Origin of the sequence: Undibacterium cyanobacteriorum, from assembly GCF_031326225.1 — a bacterium.
GTDB classification, from domain to species: Bacteria; Pseudomonadota; Gammaproteobacteria; order Burkholderiales; family Burkholderiaceae_D; genus Undibacterium; species Undibacterium cyanobacteriorum.
The window spans coordinates 3,425,431-3,449,292 of the sequence record NZ_CP133720.1; the positions used below are offsets into that span (position 1 = coordinate 3,425,431).

General features: G+C 49.4%; 20 protein-coding genes. 9 read left to right on the plus strand and 11 right to left on the minus strand.

Going from position 1 to position 23,862, the window contains the following annotated elements:
• Positions 1-376 precede the first annotated feature (376 nt).
• Positions 377-1,177 carry a hypothetical protein gene (locus tag RF679_RS14335; protein WP_309481310.1) on the plus strand — a complete coding sequence of 267 codons (801 nt, stop codon included), beginning with the start codon at positions 377-379 and terminating at the stop codon, positions 1,175-1,177.
• A gap of 195 nt (positions 1,178-1,372) precedes the next feature.
• On the opposite strand, the gene dnaG is transcribed toward RF679_RS14335, so the two are convergent.
• From dnaG to ybiB, 5 genes are all read right to left on the minus strand, one after another.
• Positions 1,373-3,178 (minus strand): DNA primase, encoded by a 1,806-nt coding sequence (dnaG, locus tag RF679_RS14340; protein ID WP_309481311.1) that lies wholly within the window; start codon positions 3,176-3,178, stop codon positions 1,373-1,375.
• 218 nt (positions 3,179-3,396) lie between these two features.
• Positions 3,397-3,843, minus strand: a complete 447-nt coding sequence (locus RF679_RS14345; protein WP_309481312.1) for a GatB/YqeY domain-containing protein — start codon at positions 3,841-3,843, stop codon at positions 3,397-3,399.
• A gap of 136 nt (positions 3,844-3,979) precedes the next feature.
• Positions 3,980-4,192: a 30S ribosomal protein S21 gene (gene rpsU / locus RF679_RS14350; protein WP_186891961.1), complete on the minus strand. Its 213-nt coding sequence runs from the start codon at positions 4,190-4,192 to the stop codon at positions 3,980-3,982.
• Positions 4,193-4,444: 252 nt separating this feature from the next.
• Positions 4,445-5,593 carry a BaiN/RdsA family NAD(P)/FAD-dependent oxidoreductase gene (locus RF679_RS14355; RefSeq protein WP_373921784.1) on the minus strand — a complete coding sequence of 383 codons (1,149 nt, stop codon included), beginning with the start codon at positions 5,591-5,593 and terminating at the stop codon, positions 4,445-4,447.
• Positions 5,594-5,765: 172 nt separating this feature from the next.
• Complete coding sequence (ybiB, locus tag RF679_RS14360) at positions 5,766-6,728, minus strand: DNA-binding protein YbiB (protein ID WP_309481314.1); 963 nt, start codon at positions 6,726-6,728, stop codon at positions 5,766-5,768.
• 196 nt (positions 6,729-6,924) lie between these two features.
• Between ybiB and RF679_RS14365 the strand changes: the two genes are divergently transcribed.
• Positions 6,925-7,398, plus strand: coding sequence for a response regulator (locus RF679_RS14365; protein ID WP_309481315.1), 474 nt, complete (start codon positions 6,925-6,927; stop codon positions 7,396-7,398).
• Positions 7,399-7,459: 61 nt separating this feature from the next.
• Here RF679_RS14365 and RF679_RS14370 read toward each other — a convergent pair whose 3' ends face one another.
• Positions 7,460-8,404 (minus strand): LysR family transcriptional regulator, encoded by a 945-nt coding sequence (locus RF679_RS14370; protein WP_309481316.1) that lies wholly within the window; start codon positions 8,402-8,404, stop codon positions 7,460-7,462.
• A gap of 334 nt (positions 8,405-8,738) precedes the next feature.
• On the opposite strand from RF679_RS14370, the gene RF679_RS14375 reads away from it, so the two are divergent.
• The 7 genes from RF679_RS14375 to RF679_RS14405 all read left to right on the plus strand — a co-directional run bounded on the left by RF679_RS14375 (position 8,739) and on the right by RF679_RS14405 (position 17,758).
• A complete protein-coding gene (locus RF679_RS14375) occupies positions 8,739-11,015 on the plus strand; it encodes a TonB-dependent receptor (protein ID WP_309481317.1) in 2,277 nt (758 codons plus the stop codon).
• Positions 11,016-11,336: 321 nt separating this feature from the next.
• Positions 11,337-12,209 carry an alpha/beta fold hydrolase gene (locus RF679_RS14380; protein WP_309481318.1) on the plus strand — a complete coding sequence of 291 codons (873 nt, stop codon included), beginning with the start codon at positions 11,337-11,339 and terminating at the stop codon, positions 12,207-12,209.
• 324 nt (positions 12,210-12,533) lie between these two features.
• The gene (locus RF679_RS14385) at positions 12,534-13,700 is read left to right on the plus strand and encodes a substrate-binding domain-containing protein (protein ID WP_309484023.1); all 1,167 of its coding nucleotides are present in this window, start codon (positions 12,534-12,536) and stop codon (positions 13,698-13,700) included.
• A 10-nt stretch (positions 13,701-13,710) separates the two neighbouring features.
• Complete coding sequence (locus RF679_RS14390) at positions 13,711-14,541, plus strand: ABC transporter ATP-binding protein (protein WP_309481319.1); 831 nt, start codon at positions 13,711-13,713, stop codon at positions 14,539-14,541.
• 89 nt (positions 14,542-14,630) lie between these two features.
• Positions 14,631-15,407: an ABC transporter ATP-binding protein gene (locus RF679_RS14395; RefSeq protein ID WP_373921785.1), complete on the plus strand. Its 777-nt coding sequence runs from the start codon at positions 14,631-14,633 to the stop codon at positions 15,405-15,407.
• Between the two features lie 97 nt (positions 15,408-15,504).
• Positions 15,505-16,545: a branched-chain amino acid ABC transporter permease gene (locus tag RF679_RS14400; RefSeq protein ID WP_309481321.1), complete on the plus strand. Its 1,041-nt coding sequence runs from the start codon at positions 15,505-15,507 to the stop codon at positions 16,543-16,545.
• 127 nt (positions 16,546-16,672) lie between these two features.
• Positions 16,673-17,758, plus strand: a complete 1,086-nt coding sequence (locus RF679_RS14405) for a branched-chain amino acid ABC transporter permease (protein ID WP_309481322.1) — start codon at positions 16,673-16,675, stop codon at positions 17,756-17,758.
• 61 nt (positions 17,759-17,819) lie between these two features.
• On the opposite strand, the gene RF679_RS14410 is transcribed toward RF679_RS14405, so the two are convergent.
• The 5 genes from RF679_RS14410 to RF679_RS14430 form a co-directional block, all read right to left on the minus strand.
• The gene (locus tag RF679_RS14410; protein ID WP_309481323.1) at positions 17,820-18,572 is read right to left on the minus strand and encodes a class I SAM-dependent methyltransferase; all 753 of its coding nucleotides are present in this window, start codon (positions 18,570-18,572) and stop codon (positions 17,820-17,822) included.
• Between the two features lie 227 nt (positions 18,573-18,799).
• Positions 18,800-21,379 (minus strand): M14 family metallopeptidase, encoded by a 2,580-nt coding sequence (locus RF679_RS14415; RefSeq protein WP_309481324.1) that lies wholly within the window; start codon positions 21,377-21,379, stop codon positions 18,800-18,802.
• 280 nt (positions 21,380-21,659) lie between these two features.
• Positions 21,660-22,934, minus strand: coding sequence for an NAD(P)/FAD-dependent oxidoreductase (locus RF679_RS14420; protein ID WP_309481325.1), 1,275 nt, complete (start codon positions 22,932-22,934; stop codon positions 21,660-21,662).
• A gap of 178 nt (positions 22,935-23,112) precedes the next feature.
• Entirely contained in the window at positions 23,113-23,541 is a 429-nt protein-coding gene (gene trxC / locus RF679_RS14425; RefSeq protein ID WP_309481326.1) for a thioredoxin TrxC, read from the minus strand.
• A gap of 70 nt (positions 23,542-23,611) precedes the next feature.
• Complete coding sequence (locus RF679_RS14430) at positions 23,612-23,821, minus strand: YgaP family membrane protein (RefSeq protein WP_309481327.1); 210 nt, start codon at positions 23,819-23,821, stop codon at positions 23,612-23,614.
• Positions 23,822-23,862 lie beyond the last annotated feature (41 nt).

A 23,862-nucleotide genomic window follows, 5' to 3' on the forward strand; every position in this document is an offset into this window, starting at 1 on the left:
TTTGCTGGTGCTAGCTTTCTTCGCACCCGCTACTTCCACAACTTCCTCTACAACTTTAGTTTTCTTGCTTGAGGTCTTCGCTGCTTCTGCTGCTTCTTTACTCAACTTCGGCTCTGCTTGTGATTCGTTTTTTGTTGCGCGCGTTTTTGACACTTCAACTTCCTTTTTACTCACCGACGATTTTACATCTTCACTCGAAATCTTGCTCTGAACCAATTTTACAGTCTTCTGTTCCACTTTAGGCGGTTTAACATCTTTCGCAAGGACTTTTTTCTCGGTCACTTTACTTGCAACACTTTTGCTCGCTGTACTTGTTTTTGTACTTACCTTAGTAGCAGCTACCGCCGTTTTGCTCGCTGCCTTGCTGCTCGTTTTGATGACATCTTTAGATGGAACCTTCGCTGCAACTTTACCCGCGGCTGCCTTCGTCGCTACTTTAGTGACAGCCTTTGCGGGCGCTTTCGCAACACTCTTGGCACTTGTCTTTGCCGATGGCTTACTGGCGGATTTCGTGTTCGCCTTGACTGGCTGTTTCGCTACTGATTTTGCACTTACCTTGGCCGATGTTTTGGTCGCAGTCTTAGCGACTGGCTTAGTTGCCGTCTTAGATACAGCTTTAGTTGTAGCCTTCGTTACAGGCTTAGTAGCCTTCGCAGATGTTCTCGCCGCGACTTTGGTCGGTGCTTTGTTTGTTGTCTTTGGTGCGGCCTTGGCAGGAGCCTTAGTATTAGACTTTGTGCTAGCCTTAGCGATGGCTTTCGCAGCAGGCTTAGCTACTGCCTTCGAGGCGCCTTTCGGGGCTACCGAAGCTACTTTACTAGCTAGCTTTGTGGTTGTCTTTGAAGCTGGCTTAGCTGCAGGTGCGGCTTTTTTTGCGGCGGCCGTTTTAGTGGAACTTTTCGTCACTACGGATGTTGATTTTTTCGCGGGTTTCTTCATTGCACTAGCCATTGAATCAAACCAGCCGAAACAAAAAATCGATGTTGAATCACTAAAAAATAAAGCACTGCCATCAGTGCAAATCTGCCAGGCAGCGCATTTTTTAACGGATCAAACCCACCAAAATTCTGAGTCGGTGTTTTGGGTTACTCGGAGGAGCCTACGCTCACCTAAACAACACATTCTCGTCGTTATCAGAATCGACTCAACGAAGAATGAAAACAACCTAAGACCTTGAATCGAAAGCTTTTAATTATAGCACCTGCCACTCTTTTACTCAATGAAAACGCTGTGTAAACGCCATAATTTGTAAGCTTTTTTTCAATAAAAATCTCTGCTTTTAATGCTCTTTTTTACAAGTCAACCTGCTTAATTTCTGCGCAGAAATGCAATTTAAGAAATATGCATTCCTTAAAGAAACTTTAATTACTTTTTAAGCATCCGGCGTACGTATCGCAGCTTCCGCCAACGCCTCTTTTCTAATCACTTCTTGCAATTGCATGATCTCTCGATAACGCGCCACATCTTCGTTCGACTTCAAACCGCGCGCTACCAGCTCATCCAATTCCAATTTCAGCACTTGTGTTCGCATCTGTCGCAAAGCACCCGCCAACTCCAGCGAAACAACCTCAACTCCCGACTCAACCTGCTCAGCAATTTCCGCAATAAGAGGATCAAAATCAGAACCTGTGGCGCGCAAACTTTCTGCCAACACCGCAAAATTTGCCTGTTCTCCCATTGGTTTTGCAATAGAAACAAGCTGTTTTAGCATATCAGCGCCGTCGGGCGATAATCTTGCCGCATCGGCAAGTACCTTATCGCTTATCATGACAGCTAGCGCGGGATGTGCGACCAAAATTCGCAAAACTTGTCGCTCCAAACCAACGGGTGCACTCCGTTTTGCCTTGGGCGGAGCAATTTTGACGCGTGCGACCGGCTGCGACAACTCAAATAAGGACTCAATTTCTCCCGGAGTTGACTGCGTGATGCTGGCCAAACTTCGCACCAATTGCAAACGCAAAGCCGAAGGCGTCATTTGTTGCAATAATGGCTTGGCCTCGAACTGCGTTTTCGCGCGCCCCTCGGCCGTCCCCAAATCATTCTCACCCGTCACTTCGCGAATAAAAAATTGCGAAAGTGGCATAGCGTCGCGCACCTCCTGCTCAAAAGCCTCGGCGCCATAAGCGCGCACATAGCTGTCAGGGTCATGCTCAACTGGTAAGAACAAAAACTTTATGACCTTACTATCATTGACCTGGGACAGACAGGCATCTAAGGCGCGCCGAGCCGCTCTTCTACCTGCAGCATCGCCATCAAAACTAAAAATCACTTGATCGGTTTGACGCAAAAGTTTCTGCACATGCGTTGGGGTGCAGGCGGTTCCGAGCGTCGCCACCGCTTGTGGAAAGCCCAACTGCGCTAAGGCCACCACATCCATGTAACCTTCCGTCACCAACACATAGCCCGCATCGCGAATTGCCTGCCGCGCCTCAAATAGACCATACAACTCCAAGCCTTTTTGATACAACGGCGTTTCGGGTGAGTTCAAATATTTTGGCTCGCCCTGGTCGAGAATGCGTCCACCAAAACCAATCACCTGTCCTTTGGTATTGCGAATCGGGAACATCACACGATCACGGAATCGGTCATAGCGTTTTCGATGTGCACCTGCATCATCACTCTTGTCGATCACCATGCCAGACTCTGCTAACGCAGGGTCTTGATAGTCTTGAAAAACCGAACGCAGACTATCCCAAGCATCGGGCGCATAACCCAAACCAAATCTCGCTGCGATTTCCCCAGTCAGGCCACGGCCTTTCAGATACTGGATGGCACGTTCGGAACCGCGCAATTGCCCACGGTAATATTCGCAAGCCTTGGTCATGACTTCGCTCAAAGCGAGCGTTTTCGCTGTATGTTCCGCCCTTTGCGCTGGCAACATGCGATCGTCATCTGGCACAACCATGCCATTGTTGAGAGCCAAGTCTTTAACGGCATCAACAAAACTCATGCCGGAATATTCCATCAGGAAGCCGATCGAAGTGCCATGTGCGCCACACCCAAAACAGTGATAAAACTGTTTGGTCGGGCTCACCGTAAAACTCGGGGACTTTTCATTATGGAAGGGACACAAACCCATATAGTTTGCGCCACCTTTTTTAAGCTGGACGTACTTACCCACGACATCAACGATGTCAACGCGGGCAAGCAGATCTTGAATAAAACTTTGTGGTATCACAGTGGCAGCCTGAATCAATAGAAACCATCGACCTCACACATAGCGCAAGGCTTGAAACCTACTTCAATCTCCGCGTCGAGTCTACTCAACAGAAATAAATACTTGATACGAGGAAGTCATTCTCGCGATCGAACTACTAGCGACCACTAAGCTTCCTGTTACCAACCTATCTCGTAAGTTGAAACCCAACAAACGGAGAGATCATGCTGTTCACTTTCTTATTTCGCGAGAGCTGCTTTGACCATTGCCGAAACGACTGTCATATCCGCGCGACCAGCTAACTTTGGCTTCAAAACACCCATCAATTTACCCATGTCTTGTGGACCTGTTGCGCCAGTCTGCGCCACTGCTTCAGCCACTGCGGCTTGAATTTCCGCATCACTGAGACCCGCTGGCATGTACGCAGACAAGATCGCCAATTCTCCTTTTTCGATATCCGCCAAATCTTGACGGCCACCCGCCTCGAATTGCGTAATCGAGTCTTTACGTTGCTTGATCATTTTTTCGATGATTGCCAACACCATGGTGTCATCGAGTTCAACACGTTCATCAACTTCTTTTTGCTTCATGGCGGCAGTGATCAAACGGATAGCACTGAGCTTTGCCGTATCTTTTGCGCGCATGGCGGCTTTCATGTCTTCCGTAATTTGCTCTTTTAAGCTCATACCAACTCCTGCTGGGATAAATAAATCAAAACAAGAAATAACAAAGCCCGCTGCGGACTACCGGAGCGGGCATGCAAACCTGAATCAGTTTAATTCTTTTGACACCAAGTAATTGCTCACTCAATGCCCAAAAAGATTAATACATTTTCTTAGGCAATTGCTGACTACGAATACGTTTGTAGTGACGTTTAACAGCTGCTGCTAAACGACGCTTGCGTTCTGCAGTTGGTTTTTCATAAAACTCGCGAGCGCGCAATTCGGTCAACAGACCGGTCTTTTCGATGGTGCGCTTGAAGCGACGCATGGCGACTTCGAACGGCTCGTTTTCTTTAAGGCGAATTGTGGTCATTTAAGTTCGGAACCAAGTAAAAATTTATAGGAAGACCGAGATCATAGCAGGATTTTTTTGATTTTGGAAGTTAACTGATGAAATCTTACGCAAAAAAGACAGTCTCGCTAGTCGACTATATATACGGCATGCCAGATCAATTATCACCACAGCAATTGATTGCCTGAGCATCAATGATATTGCTGCAAATATTCCAACATCGAACCAATATAACTACTTCATTGCAGTAACAAACAATGCTGCGGTACTCGTTTAAACCGCCGAGCCAGCCGCATTACCCGAGGCCCAAGCCCATTGAAAGTTGAAGCCACCGAGCCAACCCGTCACATCCAAGGCTTCGCCGACAAAATACAGTCCGGGCACATCTTTTACCATCATGCTCTGTTGCATGACGGCGCGAGTATCAACGCCGCCACGAGTTACTTCCGCCTTGCGATAGCCTTCAGACCCATTCGGGAACAGCTCCCAACGATTCAACTTTTCACCAAGCAAACGCAATCGTTTGTCTTGCATATCGACGATTTTGAGGTCGCCATCAAAACCATGTGCCTGCAATAGGCCATCAACTAAACGGGATGGTAAGTAGGCTGCTAAATAATTCGATAAATTCTTTTTACTGGTCGATTTAGCGGCGATCAACTCCTCAGCCACATCGATCTCTGGCAACAAATTCACGCGTATTGCTTGACCGCTCTGCCAATAACTCGAAATTTGCAAAACGGCAGGGCCCGACAATCCTCTGTGCGTAAAAAGCAAATCTTCGCGGAATACCATTCGCTCTTTTTTGGCGCCTGTTTCTATGTCAACTTCGAGTGAAATTCCAGCGAGCGGTACAAAGGCCTCCCAACTCGCTGCATCAAAGGTCAATGGCACCAAGGCGGGACGTGGCTCGACCACTTTTAGACCAAATTGTTTAGCGATGCGATAAGAAAAATCACTTGCCCCAATTTTGGGAATCGATAAGCCACCTGTCGCCACCACCAAACTTTCACAGCTCAATTGACCATGCGAGGTATTCAACAAAAACCCTGCTTCCGTTTTGCTGACCTCATCAACATTACATGGCATACGCCATTGCACATGTCCACGGTCACATTCCGTTTTGAGCATCTGAATAATATCTTCAGCGCTATGATCGCAAAACAATTGCCCCTTATGTTTCTCGTGATAAGCAATGTTGTAGCGTTTAATCAAACTCAGAAAATCTTGCGGTGTATATCGTGACAGAGCACTTTTGCAAAAGTGAGGATTCTCTGAAATGAAGTTCGCAGGGCCTACATGCAGGTTGGTAAAGTTACAGCGTCCCCCACCTGAAATGCGGATTTTCTCCGCCAATTTGCTAGCATGATCGATCATCAAAACACGTCGCCCGCGTTGCCCAGCAACGGCCGCGCACATCATTCCTGCCGCGCCAGCACCAATCACTACGACATCAAAATGATTCTTTGCGCTTTTGTGAGTACTCGGAGAGGTTTGACTTGGCGTCGAGGGTGCAGCGTTACTCGATGAACTAGAAGAACTAGAGGACATAGATGACTTTCATGGGGAACAGCCCGCGCATTGTAATGCAAAATCAGAGCAAACTCGCGGCAACCTGCTTGCAATAAGCCACTTGCTGCGCGATGTTGACGGGAACCGGTCGTTCTCCTCGTATCACATCGGCGATCCACAGTGCAGTTGTTGGCGCATCGATCGCACTCGGTAAATCGGGATGCTCTTGTTCCAAGCTCGCTTGTTGCTCCTGCAATACCGTGGTTCCATCTGCACGATACAAACTGATTTGTTGCGCACGTCCGGTACTTGCCACGGTCTCTCCTTCCGTGCCACGCATGAGTAGCGCAGCACCCTGTGCGCCACTCAAACGCTGAGAATAGTAGTCGTGCAGAAGGACTTGATATTCGGGGTGCGTATAAGACGTGAGGCGAAGTGCCGCGCAGTCAAACACCTGCATCACCTTGACCAGAGTATGGGTCGAACTACGTAAGCCTAAGATACGACGCTTTTCTAATAAAGCGTGCATACCAGGCATCAGCACATCGAGCGGTAAAAAGCTGACCAAATCTTGCGCGAGTTGCTGATTGGCTTGAGCGACACTTGTTGCCAAACTGCAGCCTAGAGCCTGCCAAATCTCTGCACTCGCGGTACGACCTGGGTCAGTACGCACACCATGTAGCAGCACTGGCACGCCCTCGCGTGCCAGCAAAAAAGCCAGCAACGGTGTGAGGTTGGGACGTTTACGCGCGCCGTTATAAGTTGGAATGATCACGGGCGCATATTTCGCTGAGATTGGTTTTTGCAGCAATGTCATACGCTGCTTAGCCGCTGCGAGAAAACCATCGATTTCATCGATACTCTCGCCCTTAATACGCATCGCCAACAAAATTCCGCCCAGTTCAAGCTCGGAGACGCGCTGGTCGAGCATGGCACCGTACAATTCTTGCGCCTCATCGCGAGTGAGACTCCTCGCTCCCTCTTTACCTCTGCCAATTTGTTTAATGTATTTTGCCGCAGCGAAGGTTTCTAGATGATTGCTCATTGCTTCTGTTTCTGTAAATGGAGAATTTGAGAACTTGCGAAATGAAAAACTTAAAACTACCTTCTAACCTGATCTGCGAAGTGTAGCATTGCCGCGAATAAAGCATTTTATTTCGTCCCTGCAACACTTATGTCATAGTTTTTTCGCTATACTCCCTGACACTCATTGACGCGACGTTGCAGTTTTAGTGATCTCTATGCCGCATTCACAAGTATCCCCTCTGCGCACCGAAGCGCTCCACATCTTACTTGTGGACGATGACGAATTTTTGCTCGATCTCATGAAAGAGACTTTGCTCGACCTTGGAGCAACTTCGGTCGTTTTAGCCAAGAACGGCATCGAAGGTTTGAAGCTTTTTAAGCAAGCTAACGCCAAACCGAATCTGATTATTTGCGATCTATGCATGCCACAACTTGGCGGCATGGAATTGCTCGGACATTTAGCGCGTGAAGGCTGTCAGGCGGAAGTGCTGATCATGTCGGGCCATAATCTGACTCCACCGAAAGATCAACATTGGAATCTCGCCAACTATGACGGCCCAGTGCTGAACTTAGCCGAGAAGCTCGCTCGCATTCAGGGTATCAAAGTCAGAGCGACTTTTGAAAAACCAATAACGCGGGTCAAGGTCGTTGAGATGCTCAAGACTGTTGGTTTTCAAGTAGCCGAGTGAAGAGCCTTTAAGACTCCACCCTCTGCTGGCGAGGTGGCGAAACTACGATCAGGCTTTCTTCCTATTCGAAACTCTTACGAGTACGCGAAAACTCAATTTCCGTCTCATCATTCTTGAAAAGCGGCAGGTTTTTGTCGGCATACTCACGCAAGAGATTCCACACCACCCTCACCCTTTGCAAACGATACAAATCAACCGGAGCCACCAACCAGAACGAACGTTCAGCGTGGAATTGATCCTCTAGCACTGGCACCAAGTTATGGTGATTCCGGACTGCATACGGCGGCGCCAAGACCAAGCCCAAGCCCATCGCCGCAGCCTCACATTGCGCCATCATGCCCGTGCAGCACAGTCGGCGACGTGGCGTGAAGCCGAGCTCATCAAAAAAATTGAGCTCACTACTGGCCAAGCGATCTTGCACGTAATCGACAAATTCATGACGCGCAATATCCGCATGTTCGCGGATCGGCGGATGGCGTGCCAAGTATTCTTTTGATCCATACAAATACATGCGGAAAGTCGCCATTTTGGTGACCATATAACGCCCAGTACTCGGCGGATCAAGCATGACTCCAATGTCGGCTTCACGATTGGCGAGGTTGGCAAAACGCGGCAACAATAACAAATCAATATTTAAATCTGGATGTTCATTGAGTAAGCCGACCAACATCGGAGCAATCACTTGCGTGCCAAAGATCTCAGGCGCACCGAGACGTACCAAACCTCGCGCCGACACTTGAATGCCCGCCAATTGTTCCGTGGCAGCCAAGGCCGCACTCTCCATCGCCTCTGCATGCGGCAATAAGCTCAGTCCCATTTCCGTGAGTTGATACCCCTCCCGACTACGATCAAATAAGGTTGTCCCCAACTGTTGTTCAAGACGGTCAATGCGCCGCGCCACCGTTGTGTGCTCGACTGAGAGACGACGCGAGGTACCCGAGAGCGTGCCAGAACGTGCTAGTTCGAGAAAAAAACGTAAATCTGTCCATTCCGGTAAGTTACTCATGTAATCCCCTGTGCGTGAAAAATCCGCCACTTCATTTCAGGCAAGAAATTTACCACGTTTTAGGCCTAAATTGGCCTAAAAACGACAAACAAGAAAACCTATCACCACCAACAAACTCTTTCATTTTCAGACACTTAGACCTCAATTGTGCATTTTTGCACAGAGACTGCGCAATTTCTCATCTTACGGTCGACAGAAAAAATCGCCACACTGCGAACCCATATACGACTTAAAGCGTTCGAATTGCCACTAGAAACCTAAGAGAAATTTTCCTCGACGAAGTTTGGCAGCAATTCCAAGCGTATAGATTTCAAACTATAACGGAGACCCCACCATGCGTTCACATTCCCAAACCAAGTTCTTATTCCGTCGGACCGCCATTGCTTTAGTTGCCGCCAGTGGCCTGAACGTTGATCTTGCGCTCGCCCAAAGCGCAGATCAAGCCAAAGCCAGCGCCAACAATGACGAACCAAAAGTCGTCACAGTGACAGCCCGTCGTCGCGAAGAAACCTTGAAAGATGTACCCGTTTCAGTCACTGAGATCGGCGCTGATCAATTATCTAAAAATGGCATCCCAGACATCACTAGCATCGCCCAAACTTTACCGAGCACGACGCTGTCTGCCTCTCGCGGCACCAATAGCACCTTAACCGCCTTCATGCGCGGTGTTGGTCAACAAGATCCAGTTGCTGGTTTCGAATCTGGTGTTGGCATCTACCTCGACGATATTTACTTGGCACGTCCACAGGGCGCTGTGGCCGATATTTATGATGTCGATCGCGTCGAAGTCTTGCGCGGCCCACAGGGTACCTTGTATGGTCGTAACACCATTGGCGGTGCGGTCAAGTACATCACGCGCAAGCTAGGCCCAAACACTGACGTCCGTTTGAAAACCAGTGTGGGTAGTTACGGTCAAGCCGATGGCATGATCACGGCGGGCATCCCTGTTTCAGACACGGTTCGCGTTGGTGCGGCCTTGGCGAAATTCACGCGCAACGGCTTCGGTAAAGATCTGGCAACCGGCGAAGACAACTACAACAAAGACATCACAGCAGCGCGCCTGAGTGCAGAATTCACACCGAATAGCGACGTCTTTATTCGTATCGCAGCAGATACCACGCAAGATGATTCCAATGCAAAACATGGTCATCGATTGACGGTCGGCAAAATCAGCAATGCACCGATCCTAGACAATGTTTATGATTCCTACGCCAACCTCAATAGCGTCATGGGTCACAAACAACAAGTCACGCAAACCGGTGCATCTGCTTTGCTCGAGTGGCGCCTCAACAACGAATTCACCTTCAAATCGATCACCGCTTCGCGTCACGACACCTCATATGCACCGATCGACTTCGACTCCTTGAATAAAGTGGATTTCGACGTTCCTGCCATCTACAAAAATCGCCAAACCAGCCAAGAATTCCAACTCGCTTTCAACACCAAAGCGGTGCAAGGTTTAGCGGGCATCTACTATATTGACGCGAACGCTTACAATAAATTTGACGTACGTTTGCTCGGCACCTCCACTTTCACTGAGGGTGATGTCGATACCAAAGCATGGGCAGCATTTGCTGACGCCAGTATGGATTTGAGCGATACCGTTAGCTTGTCAGCCGGTGGTCGTTATACCGTCGACCAACGTCAAGCGGCAATCTTGCGTCAAATCTATTTAGGCACAGCAGGCTCACCAGCTTTAGGCAATCCTGGTGCAACACTGTTCCGCACGGATACCAATTTGAGTAAGAGTGATCTCGATCGTACCGACAAAAAATTCACACCTCGTGTTTCATTGAGCTGGAAAGCAACGCCGGAACAAAGCGTGTACGCATCATGGTCGGAAGGTTTCAAAGGTGGTGGTTTTGATCCGCGTTTAAATATTGTCGGCACCAAATTGTCGCTCGACAAAGCGAAAAAAGGTTTTGAACCTGAAACCATCAAGACTTTTGAATTGGGTTTGAAATCTGAATTTGATCATGGTCGCATTTTCACCAACGCTGCCTTGTTCCATAGTGACTATCGTGACGTACAAATTCCTGGCTCCGTGGCGATCGATACCAACGGTGACGGCAAAGACGATAGCTTTGCAGGTGTTGTGACGAATGCCGGTAAAGCGAAGATCGATGGTCTCGAATTAGAAGCAATTGCGAAACTCAGCGACAACTTCCGTCTCTCTGCGATGTATAGCTATATCGATGCGAAGTACACCCAATTCATCGGTGCAACAGGAGCCGATGTCAGTGCACAGCGCGTGTTCCAAAATACGCCACGCAATTCTGGAAACATCCGGGCCACCTATGATTGGGACATGCCAGTGATGGGCCACAATGGCAAGCTGAGCTTGATCGCAAGTTTGACCCATCGCAGCAAAACGTATCAATTCGAAACACCGAATCCGGTACTCGATCAAGAAGCCTATCGTTTAGTGGATGCCAGCATCGTCTGGACCAGCCGCGATAACAATGTGCGAGTCGGCTTACATGGTAAAAACCTCAACGATACACGTTACAAAGTCGCAGGCTACTTCTTCCCAACTTTGGGTGAAGGTAGCGTAACTGCTTTTTACGGCGCACCACGCACTGTCACAGCAACTTTGGAATACCGTTTCTGATGCATGCCTGATCCAGTATCGCCACTACTGCAGCTTAATAGGTGAATGCTTTGAGCACGCCTATCTCAACTAATGTAGGTAGGCGATCGCAAGATGTTCTTGTTCGAGCTAATGGCGAGGGTGTTTGGTTGGTCTATACACGAGCTTAGCATGCTCGTCTTTACTCAGTTCCTGGGGAGATCTGAGTAAAGACCCTCGCACTTTTTTATCCTCTATCGACCTCATCCGAATCGAGTTCGATACAACGGCACACTATTTCAAGTCATTTTCAAGTCATTTTAGTAAGCACTTCAGCAGCAGACTTTTTCAAGGATTTTCGCCGTGACAGCGTTCAGTGAACTGTATTTCAAAAGCGATGATGGACTTACCCTGTATGCGCGTGACTACGCAGCCGTGGGAACGCAAGCGAAGTGCCCTATCATTTGTGTACACGGCCTGACCCGTAATTCTTCGGATTTCGAAGATATCGCTCCTTGGCTGGCCCAACAAAGTCGCCGCGTCATTGCGGTCGATGTACGAGGACGCGGCAAGTCCGATTACGATGTCAACACCGACAACTACAATCCCATGCGCTATGCCAAAGACATCGCCAATCTCATGTACCAGCTTGGGATTGCTCGTGCTGTTTTCATCGGTACGTCGATGGGCGGCATCACCACCATGACCTTGGCCTTGCAGAATCTTAAACTGATCGTCGCCGCCGTATTGAATGACGTAGGACCCAGCCTCTCTCACACGGGTTTAGCGCGTATCGCTGGCTATGCAGGTAAAGGTAAATCCCTCAACAATATGGATGAAGCACGCGAGTACATCAAAGAGATTAACCACTACGCGTTTCCACACAATTCCGAGCAAGAATGGGCAAAGTGGGCACAACGAGCGTTTAGCGTCAATCACGAAGGATCGGTGGTTGCGCGCTATGATCCCAATATTGCCCTGCCACTGCAAAATGGTCGCCTCAAGGCCAGATCATTTTGGTCAAAATTGGCATTCAAACGTTTGACCAAAAATCGTACTTGCCTCTTAATTCGCGGGGGCATTTCAGATTTGATCGAAGCAGAACAATTACAGGAAATGCAAAAATTAGCGCCACGCTTACAGTATGCTGAAGTGCCTGGAGTCGGCCATGCGCCGATGTTGAATGAACCGGCCGCAAAAACAGCGCTACAACACTTTCTGACACAATGCGATTAAATAAAATTGTTGATATCGACACTAGACTAAAAACGCCCCGTCAAATATGTATCCTAAGCTAGCGATGATTTTTTCTGAGGCCGCAACGAAGCATTTGACTTACATCGACATCAACGCTCAACATATACTCAATTCAAATCAAGTCAAGTCAATTCAACTGAACCGAACTGAACATTTTCACGCAAGCTGCCGGAACACCAAGCTCAGCAGCCGACGCGTCCAAGGAGACACACTATGATTCCCACCTCACCATCAAACCGCATCCACACTAGTGCTACAGCGCCCACGCAACGTCGTCGCTTTATGCAGAGTGCCGTGCTCCTCATGAGCACCATCGCCAGCAGTCTGATCTTTCCAGCCATCGCTTCAGCGCAAGACATCAAGATTGCCTTAATCACCGGCAAAACCGGCGCGCTCGAGTCTTATGCGAAAGAAACTGAAACAGGTTTCATGATGGGCTTGGAATATTTGACCGGCGGTAAAATGGAAATCAATGGTCGCAAGATCAAAGTCATCCTCAAAGATGATCAAAGCAAGCCCGACATGGCGCGCACTCTGCTCGCAGAAGCCTATGGCGATGATAGAGTCGATTTGGCAGTTGGCACCACGTCTTCGGGCGCTGCTCTGGCCATGCTGCCTGTCGCTGCCGAATACAAAAAAATCTTAATCGTTGAACCCGCCGTTGCTGATGCCATTACTGGGGACAAATGGAATCGCTACATTTTCCGCACCAGTCGCAATTCCATGCAAGATGGTTTGGCAGCAGCCAGCACCATCAAGGGCGGCGGCAGTATTGCCTTCCTCGCGCAAGATTATGCTTTTGGACGTGATGCTGTGAAAGCCGCCAAAGAATCGCTGGCGATGGTGGGTAGTAAAGCTAATGTCGTGCACGAGGAATATGCGCCACAAAACACCACCGATTTTACGGCCGCGGCACAACGTATTTTCGACGCTCTCAAAAACAAACCTGAACCGCGCATCCTCCAAATCGTTTGGGCGGGACCCAATCCAATGAACAAATTGGCCGACATGAAACCCGAACGCTTTGGCATCGCGCTGGCACCGGGTGGCAATATTCTTCCGGTCATGAAAACGTGGAAAAATTATGCTGGCACGCAAGGGACAATTTTCTATTACTACGATTTCCCGAAAAATAAAATGAACGACTGGTTGGTCAGTGAACATACCAAACGTTTCAAAGCACCACCTGATATGTTCACGGCCGGCGGTTTCACTGCGGCGAGTGCCGTCATCAGTGCCCTCAGCAAAGCCAAGTCCAGCGACACCGAAAAACTGATTACCGCCATGGAAGGCATGGAGTTTGATACGCCGAAAGGCAAGATGAACTTCCGCAAAGAAGACCACCAGGCACTCCAAGCCATGTATCACTTCAAGATCAAAAAAGATCAGAAGAATGAATGGGATTTGCTAGAAATGGTCAAAGAAATTCCTGCTAGCGAAATTCCAGTTCCTGTCAAAAACAAACGTTAAGCTAGTCAATATGATCGCACCACAATTCGCCACCATGAGCCCAACGCAACACCCGCACCCGAGTCCTGCCGCCAAACCAGTGAGCTTAGCCTCACGCCATTTGGGTATTCAATTTGGTGGACACAAAGCGGTGGATGATGTCAGCGCTGAGTTTCATGCGGGTGAATTGACGGTGATCGTTGGTCCCAACGGTGCGGGTAAAACGACGTATTTCAATCTATTATCTGGCCAACTGAGTGCAAGCGCCGGACAGGTTATTTTCGAGGGGCGCGATATTACCAAGGCAAGCGCTGCAAGTCGGACACAGATGGGGCTGGGCCGCGGGTTTCAACTGACCCACCTCTTCCCGCATCTTTCTGTGCTCGAAAATGTACGACTTGCTGTGCAAAGTAAGGCACACAAAGGCTTTCGAATGTTATCGATTTGGTCGGATCACGCTGAGCTAGTCGAGCGCGCCGAAGCCTGCCTAGCGCAAGTCTCTTTATTCGAGCGTCGCCACGAACAAACCGCAATCCTCTCGCATGGCGACAAGCGCAAGTTAGAGGTCGCAATGATGTTGGCCTTGGAACCCACAGTCTTTATGTTTGACGAACCAACGGCGGGCATGAGTGTTGATGAAGTTCCGGTCATCATTGAGCTCATCCATCAAATCAAGGCGGATCCAAGCAAAACCGTACTGTTGGTCGAACACAAAATGGATGTGGTGCGCTCACTTGCAGACCGCATCATCGTGCTGCAAGATGGTCGCCTCGTCGCCGATGGCGAACCGGGTGCGGTGATGGCTTCTGACGCAGTACAAACGGCATATCTTGGTCGCAAGAAAACGGTCTCACCATCGTAAGTCCAGAATTGAATTCCCGAGAAAATAAACTTAAGTAACTTCAGAGTTGTAGAAAAAATCGTAGGAACAAGTGCATGCCTATTTCGATGATGTCTAAGCCCAAGCAGTCAGATTCAGTCAGCTCAGCCACAGCCCAGACTGCGGCCGACAATATTCTGTGTCTGGAGCAGGTGCATACCCATATCGGCGAGTACCATATTCTGCAAGGTGTGGACTTTGCTGTCCCGCGCGGCGAATTGTTTGTCCTGCTCGGACGCAATGGCGCGGGAAAATCGACCTGTCTCCGCACCATTATGGGCTTATGGAAAGCAAGTGCCGGTCAGATCCTGTATCAAGGTCGCCCGATTCATACTTGCACCACACCAGACATTGCGCAGCAAGGGATCGCTTATGTTCCGGAAAATATGGGGATCTTCTCGGCGCTCACGGTGCAAGAAAATTTGAGGCTCGCCGCTATCCAAGGACCTATTGACCAAGCACGTTTGGAATGGATCTTCGGCTTCTTCCCTGCGCTCAAGAAATTTTGGAATTATCCGGCGGGTAATCTCTCTGGCGGTCAAAAACAAATGGTCGCCATCGCTCGCGCCATCATCGAGCCTCGGCAATTGATCTTAGTCGACGAACCGAGCAAAGGTTTATCGCCGGCGATGGTACAAAACCTGATCGATGCCTTCGCCGAACTAAAGGCTGCCCATACCAGCATTATTTTGGTTGAACAAAATTTTGAATTTGTGCGCGGCTTAGGCGACCAAGTGGCAGTCATGGACGACGGCCGTATCGTCCACCGTGGCAGCATGAAAGAGCTTGCCGAAGACGAAGCATTGCAAACGAGACTGCTTGGCTTATCCATGGCGAGTCATCAATAAGGCGTAACGAGATTCTCAGATCGAAGGTAATTGCCATCGCACCAGATACTTCATACAAACCCAACAGAAGACAAACTAATCAACCAAGCAAGGCATCATGAGCTCATCTACTGCATCAAACAGTCTCCCCACGATCGACGAATCCACCCCGGGCATCGTGCGCCCGCGCCGTGACTTCGCACCATTGCTGTTGGTGCCGATCCTGACTTTGCTTGCCTTACCCTTGGTTGGTGATGTTTCGACTTGGCTGACCTTGAGCCTCGCTGGTCTCGCCATGGGCATGGTTATTTTCATCATTGCCAGTGGACTCACCCTAATTTTCGGTTTGATGGACGTGATGAATTTCGCGCATGGTGCTTTCATTGCCAACGGGGCCTTCATTGCCAGCATGTTCGTCGCGCCACTGCTAGCATGGTCCGAAAGTGATTCGGTGTGGCTCAATTTTGCGGTGTTAGCAATTGCCATTCTGGGAGCGATGGCGGTGACGGGCCTCTTGGGCGTCTTATTTGAACGTCTCATTATTCGGCCTGTGTATGGTCAACATTTAAAGCAAATCCTCATCACCATGGGTGGCATGATCGTTGCCGAACAGTTGCTCACTATGATTTGGGGCGCGGAGCAAATTCCTTTCCCACTCCCCAATGTTCTACGCGGCTCACTGATCTTTGGCGATGCCTTGATCGAAAAATACCGTCTGTTCGCGGTCGTGATCGGTTTGGTGATCCTTCTCAGCATGCTGTTTGTTCTCAATCGCACCAAGCTGGGACTGTTGATACGTGCTGGGGTTGAAAATCCAGAAATGGTGGAATCCTTAGGCTACCGCATCAAGCGCCTCTTCATACTGGTGTTCGCGGCCGGTTCTGCTTGTGCAGGACTTGGTGGGGTCATGTGGGGCTTGTACAAGGAGACGGTATCCACCAGCATGAGCGCGGAATTAATGGTGACCGTCTTTATCGTGGTCATCATTGGTGGCATGGGCTCCGTTGGCGGCTGTTTTATCGCTTCCTTGTTACTCGCGCTCACTGCCAATTATGCTGGTTTTCTAGCGCCTAAGTTTGCCCTCATTTCTCACATCCTTGTCATGATCATGGTGCTTTTGTGGCGTCCCGCTGGCCTATTCGCTTTGGGGCGTCGTTAGTCGTCTTGATCAGAAATTCACATGAAAAAACCAGCTAATCACTCACGCTGTAAGACGACGAAGAGTAGCCAGCTTCGTCGCCCATCTTCATCGACCTTTAAGTATTGATACCTGCATCGGATTTAGCATGTTGACACACGTTTTCAAGCGACTTCTTTCAAACTCGGCGCCGCACAGCAAAACGCTAAAGTTGGTCTTACTCGCCATCTTCCTTGGCTTGGCAAGCGCGCCTTTCATTACGAGCGGGGCGCGCCCTTTAAATACGGCGGCAACCATTTGCGTGTATATCATTTTGGTCGGTTCCTACGACTTATTACTGGGCTACACGGGTATCGTTTCATTCGCTCACACAATGTTCTTTGGCATTGGCGCCTACGGCGTCGCCTTCGGCTTACAAGGCGAACAAGCCACTTGGAGTGGCTTATTAGTCGGGCTTTTCTTAGCGATTCTGCTGGCGTTCGCATTGGCCTTTATCATCGGCCTCTTTGCTTTGCGGGTGCGCGCCATCTTCTATTCGATGATCACCTTAGCGGTCGCGAGTTCCTTTAGTGTGTTAGCTTCTCAGCTGTCAGATTGGACAGGTGGTGAAGATGGTAAAACCTTTAGTGTTCCAGAACTTTTATCGTCCAGTTTTGAATTATTCGCAGAACCCATCTTAGGGCGCCATGTGGATGGTAAAGTGATTTGCTACTACCTCGTTTTTATTTGCGCCTTGTTGCTGTTCTTGTTGATGCTGCGCATCGTCCACTCCCCCTTCGGCAGAACCTTGCAAGCCTTGCGTGAGAACGACTTTCGTGCTGAAGCCATAGGCTATAAAACGGTCTATTACCGCATCGCTGCCAACTGCATCGCTGCAGTGATCGCCTGTTTGGCTGGCGCTTTAATGGCCTTATGGCTCAAATATGTCGGCCCCAAGACCATGTTAAGTTTTGAAGTCATGACAGATATTTTGTTGATTGTGGTCATCGGTGGCATGGGAAGTTTATACGGATCAGTGATTGGCGCTACGCTCTTCTTAATTCTCCAAAACTACCTCAAGAACTTAATGGCGCAGGCAAATGAAAGCCTCGTCGACCTGCCGCTCTTGGCGCAAATCTTCCATCCTGATCGCTGGCTGTTTTGGCTGGGAATTTTATTTGTACTGTCGGTCTATTTCTTCCCGAGCGGTATCGTCGGGAAGTTGAATCGGGCGCGACCACGCAAAGAAGCCTAATCGGTGAGCGCGCTGGCTTGTAGTAAATCTTAATTGTAGTAAAACTTAATTGTAGTAAAACTTAAGCAGCGCGCCGGGCTGTCACAAAATAGCCGAGCGGATCTTCTTTAGCGCCGATCGGCACAATGAAAGAGAGATGAGCTAAACCAAGTAAAATGCACGCGATCGGTGCCCATAGCAAAGCCATCGGCAAAGTCCAAATATACGAACGCATCTGGGCAGGTTTTACAAGACGCATCGCCACGACGACGCATTTACTCGCAATGGTCGCGATATCGTTCCCTCGTTCCTGAATATCAATCTCGACAAATCCATGCGAAGCAAAAAGTGATTCCAAGCGCTCACGGGTAAAGCGATGAAAGTCGTAGGGAATATGGTGCCGCCGTGCTGACCAAGGCACACTCAAAACCAGCTTTGCATCGGGTTTTAAAATGCGCGCAATTTCAGCCACAAAGAACTCAGGGTTCGGTACATGCTCTAGGACTTCGATACAAAATGCCGCATCAAAGCTGGCATGATCAAACGGCATCACGGTCCCATCATAGTAGGTAATGTCTGCCTGTTGCTGCATGCCATACTCAGACGCGCTTTGCACATCCAAGCCATGATAAGTCGCTTCGGGCCCCAACCAATCACGCCAAGGAGACTGCCCAGCGCCAATATCTAAAACCCTGCCACGCAGATCCTGCAAAGCACTACGCAATGGTTTCGCTACGCTGGCTAATTGCAAATCGACCCAACAACGAATCCGAAACAACCCAGGATTCTTGGAAGGAGCTTCAATTGCAATAGGTTTGAAATTTTCGCGGGACATGATGTTCTGCTATCAGCGTCAAATAGAAACGAAGGCGCACAGCGCCTTCTCAAGAATTGACATGATAACGCCGAACACGGTCAGGTCGACAGACTTTCGTTACTGCACACATTGTCGTCGTGGAGTTTCAACGACATCGAACCAAACTACCTATTCATCAAGATCGGTCATACGGACACCGACCTAGATGGATTAGGCCGGTGTCCAGTAGGAATAGACTCGTTTCTTTATTCCTCTTCAGCCTCGGTACGTGCTTTTTCAAACGCCTTCCCGAAGAACAAAGCATTTTCCAAGAGGCGACGGCTACCAACCCATCCGCTACGGAATCCCAGTGCAGCGCTGGCCATGATCACACTACCGCTACCAACCCGCTCGGCCGTCATGGCGGCGCTACCGGCGATGCGTTTTGCATTCTCGTCAGAGACGTAACCACTGATCACAGGTGCGCTGGTGTAGGCAGCCACCGTGCCATATGGATCACCTTCCAAGCGATAAACGTCGGCTTGCGAACGGAACACTGGTAAACGATCACGTGGAATACCAGCGGCCAAAGGATGGCTGCGATCGACCTCAGTTTCAAAAATAACGCCAGCCACGAGAGCTTTAGCGGCATTACTATCTTGATCCTTGTACGGCAAACGTTGTTCTTTACCCTTCTTCTCGACCTTATCATCCCCGTCGGCTTTTTTCGCCGATTCTGCCTTGACGAGTTTGGTATGCAAATACGATTGGCTATTGGCCCATTTCAAAGCACCTTCAATCCCGATCACAACACCGCCTTGTTTCACAAAGCGCTCAAGATTTTTGTTTGCTTCTTCGGACAAACGATAACTTCCATCGGGCATGATGATGTGCGTGTACTTTTCTAGCGGAGTGGAAGCAACGCGATCCAGACTCAATTGCGTGGTTGGTAAACGCAAATACGTATCCAACCAATGCCACAATTCACCGACCGAGGTTTGATCAAGGCCGTTGCCAGCTAACAGCGCAACGCGTGGCCGCTCCACCGTTTTCAGGCTGGCACTACCCAAATCAATGCCACCCAATCCGGCACCCGAGTTCAATGCCATGACTTCCACTGTGGTCGAAGCACTCGCTTGCTTGACGATCTCGGCTACCTTCGCCGCCGACACAGATTGCATCGCGACCGGGACGATCACGCTACCAATCCCCAAGTCTTTGGGGCCATCGGTCGTTTGCACACGCATCGGTTTGCTGACGGATCGCAGACGCAGTCCGCTTTGGCTCAATGTCGCCAACAAGGGTGCCGCATCATCATTATTCCAACTAAAGGCGTAGGCGATATTCGATTCTGCTTTCAAGCCTTGTTTTGCAGGCGCATGATAGGCATCACCGATCACGTCGACGGCCGTTTTAGCACTCGCTAAGTCATACGCTTTGGTCACACTGAAAGCAGACACGTCATAGAAAGTGTTATCTTTAAATTGAGTACGAAGCTCGGTAATCGCCTCAAGCAAACGCTGCTGGCGCTGCTGCAACGGCACGGCGATCGCATTAGCGGCCGTGTATTCTTGCCCCTGAATCGTGACACTGCCTTTCATGTGGTGTACTTCAATGCCATGTTGCTGAAGCAATTGAGCAAAGGCGCGCAAACGAGCCGGATTGCCATCAGCGGCAAACAACATGGCCTTGTTGGGATTGGCCGCTGCGGTGCGTTTAGCATCTTCAAAAAACTGCTTTTGGTGGGCAATTAATTGATCGCGCAAAGCATCTGCCGCTTGCAAGGTCGTCAAAGAGGTCGTCACTTGATTGGCGATGGTATGTTCGAAACTCAACACCCCATTGCGTGAATCTTGTATGTGCCCACGCGAACTCGCTTGTTCGAACAGAATGCCGATACTGCCTTGAATATCTGGGTAGGTTGAGCCCTTACCGTAATAAAAGTCATCGAAGTCTTCGCGACTAAAATAGAACTCGCCACGGGCATCCAAAGCTTTGGCGTGGAATTTTGCGATGGCGACCGTTAAGTCTTGATTAGTCTGTGGCGTGAGTGGATGGGTGCGACTCGGCACACCTGGTTGAAAGAAGTAGGTGGCGTTGGTTCCTTGTTCATGGAAGTCACTAAAGATATGGGGGCGCCATTGTTGGAAGGTAGCGACATGCGCCTGTGATTCTGGATGTTGCAACCACAACCAATCACGGTTCAAATCGAACCAGTAATGATTACCACGTCCACTCGGCCAACTCTGGTTGTGTTCCAAGGTATTGGGATCGGACACCAAGGTCGCGCCGCGATAAGAATTGGCCCACGACGCAAAACGCGCCAATCCATCTGGGTTGAGCATAGGGTCAATCACAACCACCATACGTTCTAACATTTCTGTCACACTGGGATCGGTCGAACTCGCCAAATGCCAAGCCACAGCAGGCGCCGCGTTCGCACCACTCGATTCGTTGCCGTGCACGCTGTAGCCCAAATACACCACCACTGGGGTATCACTGTCACCACGAGCGCGGGCCGCTTCGATATCTTTCAAGCGAGCTTGATTCTTAGGACTGGTAATAATGAGATTTAAAATCGGGCGTTTTTCGTGGGTATATCCCACCACACGCAATTGCACACGATCAGACTGGCTTGCCAGCAATTGGTAATAAGCCGTCAGCTGCTCTGGTCGTGCATGCCATTCACCGAGCTCGAAGCCTAAACTAGCCGCTGGTTTGGTAATCGTTTGCAAACGTGCATGGGCAGGCAATACACCAGTCGGGTTGGCAGCGAGGGCAATGCCTCCACTCACTGAAAGGCAAAATGCTAGGCTCAAAGCCTGTACCAATTTCTTCATGGCCATCGGTTTGTCTCTCCAATTAAACAGGTCGAATAGATGTATGAGTCCTGTGGCCGATCTTCATTGACGAAACGATCAGAGCGTGATGCAATCGGGCACTCGGGCCCTCGGCTTCATACAAAGCGGAATTGGAGTCCATCATAGCAAGAAAGTTCAAAATCCGAGCCTCCTACGAACGCCCCAAAACAAACAGCCCATTCATGAGGCTGAATGGGCTGTCGTATCATTGCTCATTGGAGCGATTGGCCAAGCGGGATGAGAAGATCAAAATAACGGTGTCAGTTTATTTATCCAATCTTTCAATGCCCATCAATTTCAGGACATATTTTTCATAAACCGGTTCAGAATTTCCTGTCTTCATTTTGCGTAAGAAGTACTTCTCAAAGGCGATCTTCGCTAAATGTACCCATTTACCCTTTTTGAACCAATTGACATTACGCGGTGGAATTTGCGGCAAAGCGACAAAGGCCGCGCCAGTATCTCCCATGTCCGCCAAACAGATGGCATTCCAACTACCTTTGGCGGTGGCAGCTTGTCCGGCGAGATCGGATTCGATATTGTGCACAATCGCCGTGACCATGGTCTCGATCATATAGCCTGTCTTCGGGGCACCAGTCGGAACTGGGGTCGGTTCCACCGGCGGAATTGCGATACACACACCGGCAGAATAAATGTTTTTGAACTTTTTACTTCTTTGATATTCGTCGACCAATACAAAACCACGTGGATTACACAAGCCTTCCACTGCAGCGACTGGATCAACGCCTTTGAAGGCGGGCAGCATCATGCTGTAACTGAATGGAAGCACATGCTCCTTCTTCAAATTACCCAGTTCGTCCATCTCGCTGACATACATTTTTCCATCTTCAACTTTGGTGGTTTTGGCATTGCAAATCCATTTAATATCATTGTTGCGGAATTCGCTCTCCAACATCGATTTCGAATCCCCCACCCCACCGAGCCCGAGGTGTCCGATATACGGTTCGCTGGTGACATAGGTCATCGGTACCTTGTGACGCAATTTACGCTTACGCAAATCGGTATTGAAAATGAAAGCAAATTCGTATGCGGGGCCAAAACACGATGCGCCTGGCATCGCGCCAATAATCGCTGGCCCCGGATTTTCTAAGAACTGTTGATATGCCTGATAGGCACGCTCAGCATGATCGATCGAGCAAATTGATTGCGTAAAGCCAGCATGCGGTCCAGCGCCGGGAACCTCATCAAAAGCCAATTTAGGTCCCGTGGTAATGACCAGAAAATCGTAATCGATACGACTTCCGTCAGCCAGTTCAAGCGCATTTTCTTCCGGCAGCAGTCGGCTCACTGCTTGCGCTATAAACGCGATTCCTTTTTTCTCTAGATAGGGGCGAATTTCAAAGGTGATCGCCTCGCGCTGACGCCACCCAACCGCAACCCAAGGATTTGAGGGAACGAATTGAAAATAGTCGACCGCATTAATGACGGTAATGCGGTGTTCTTTGCCGAGCTTTTCGCGCAACTCATAAGCCGCGGGCATTCCGCCCGTACCTGCGCCCATCACGACGATATGTGCCATGTCTTCTCCAATCTTGATGAAAATTATCTGAATGTGAGCACACTCTCGTTCTGAGACATCCTCAGCTCAAATGGCCCTACCCGTACTTCAATCACAAAAGTTCTACGACTTCTTAGAGCAACACCAATTTCTACACTTGATACACAAACGAAATCCGATAAGCCAGTCCTAGCTATTTCTACCGCCCCAGTTGCGAGCGTACCCAGGTCGCCAATTCAGCGGCCGGCATCACACCGGCTTGACGCGCAATTTCTCGACCATCTTTAAACAACACCAAACTCGGAATACTTCGAATCGCCAGTTGCTGACTCAATTGTGGCGCGGCATCGCTATCGACTTTGATCAGGCGCAACTCTGGCAATAGCTTGGCCGCTTGTTCAAACTGAGGTGCCATCATGCGACACGGACCACACCATGCAGCCCAAAAGTCCACCAAGACCGGCACCTCAGTCTTTGCCACGAACTTAGCAAACGCGGCTTCAGAAATTGGCATCGGCTTCGCTGCCATAATTTCCTCACCGCACTTACCGCATACGGGCGCCTCCAACAAACGCGCTTGCTCCACACGATTGGTGGCACCGCACGACGCGCACACGATATGTTTCATTCGAATCTCCTGAATCTTATATTTGGAATGAGCGAATTGTTATCGCCGTATGGTCTTCGTATCACCCCAATTACTCGCCTGCGCGCAGGCCAAGTTTGCGCATGATGGTCTCCATCAAGCACCATTTGGTAATGCCACTTTGTAAGATATTCGCACCGACAAACGCAGTGAAAGCTAAGAACCAAGAACTCACAAATACAGGACTCGATGGAACACCGAGTGCCAAACTCAACAAGATAAAAATGCCTGCAATAACGCGTACCATTTGCCAAGAGCTCATTCTATTTCTCCTCAAAAAACATTAAAAAAACTTCACTTAAC

What these genes read in the sequence shown, in the direction of transcription:
- RF679_RS14335 (WP_309481310.1), top strand. Translation starts at nt 377, where the DNA reads ATGACATCTTTAGATGGAACCTTCGCTGCAACTTTACCCGCGGCTGCC.
- RF679_RS14345 (WP_309481312.1), bottom strand. Translation starts at nt 3,843, where the DNA reads ATGAGCTTAAAAGAGCAAATTACGGAAGACATGAAAGCCGCCATGCGC.
- rpsU (WP_186891961.1), bottom strand. Translation starts at nt 4,192, where the DNA reads ATGACCACAATTCGCCTTAAAGAAAACGAGCCGTTCGAAGTCGCCATG.
- RF679_RS14355 (WP_373921784.1), bottom strand. Translation starts at nt 5,593, where the DNA reads ATGATGTGCGCGGCCGTTGCTGGGCAACGCGGGCGACGTGTTTTGATG.
- ybiB (WP_309481314.1), bottom strand. Translation starts at nt 6,728, where the DNA reads ATGAGCAATCATCTAGAAACCTTCGCTGCGGCAAAATACATTAAACAA.
- RF679_RS14365 (WP_309481315.1), top strand. Translation starts at nt 6,925, where the DNA reads ATGCCGCATTCACAAGTATCCCCTCTGCGCACCGAAGCGCTCCACATC.
- RF679_RS14370 (WP_309481316.1), bottom strand. Translation starts at nt 8,404, where the DNA reads ATGAGTAACTTACCGGAATGGACAGATTTACGTTTTTTTCTCGAACTA.
- RF679_RS14375 (WP_309481317.1), top strand. Translation starts at nt 8,739, where the DNA reads ATGCGTTCACATTCCCAAACCAAGTTCTTATTCCGTCGGACCGCCATT.
- RF679_RS14385 (WP_309484023.1), top strand. Translation starts at nt 12,534, where the DNA reads ATGAGCACCATCGCCAGCAGTCTGATCTTTCCAGCCATCGCTTCAGCG.
- RF679_RS14390 (WP_309481319.1), top strand. Translation starts at nt 13,711, where the DNA reads ATGATCGCACCACAATTCGCCACCATGAGCCCAACGCAACACCCGCAC.
- RF679_RS14395 (WP_373921785.1), top strand. Translation starts at nt 14,631, where the DNA reads ATGTCTAAGCCCAAGCAGTCAGATTCAGTCAGCTCAGCCACAGCCCAG.
- RF679_RS14400 (WP_309481321.1), top strand. Translation starts at nt 15,505, where the DNA reads ATGAGCTCATCTACTGCATCAAACAGTCTCCCCACGATCGACGAATCC.
- RF679_RS14405 (WP_309481322.1), top strand. Translation starts at nt 16,673, where the DNA reads ATGTTGACACACGTTTTCAAGCGACTTCTTTCAAACTCGGCGCCGCAC.
- RF679_RS14410 (WP_309481323.1), bottom strand. Translation starts at nt 18,572, where the DNA reads ATGTCCCGCGAAAATTTCAAACCTATTGCAATTGAAGCTCCTTCCAAG.
- RF679_RS14415 (WP_309481324.1), bottom strand. Translation starts at nt 21,379, where the DNA reads ATGGCCATGAAGAAATTGGTACAGGCTTTGAGCCTAGCATTTTGCCTT.
- RF679_RS14420 (WP_309481325.1), bottom strand. Translation starts at nt 22,934, where the DNA reads ATGGCACATATCGTCGTGATGGGCGCAGGTACGGGCGGAATGCCCGCG.
- trxC (WP_309481326.1), bottom strand. Translation starts at nt 23,541, where the DNA reads ATGAAACATATCGTGTGCGCGTCGTGCGGTGCCACCAATCGTGTGGAG.
- RF679_RS14430 (WP_309481327.1), bottom strand. Translation starts at nt 23,821, where the DNA reads ATGAGCTCTTGGCAAATGGTACGCGTTATTGCAGGCATTTTTATCTTG.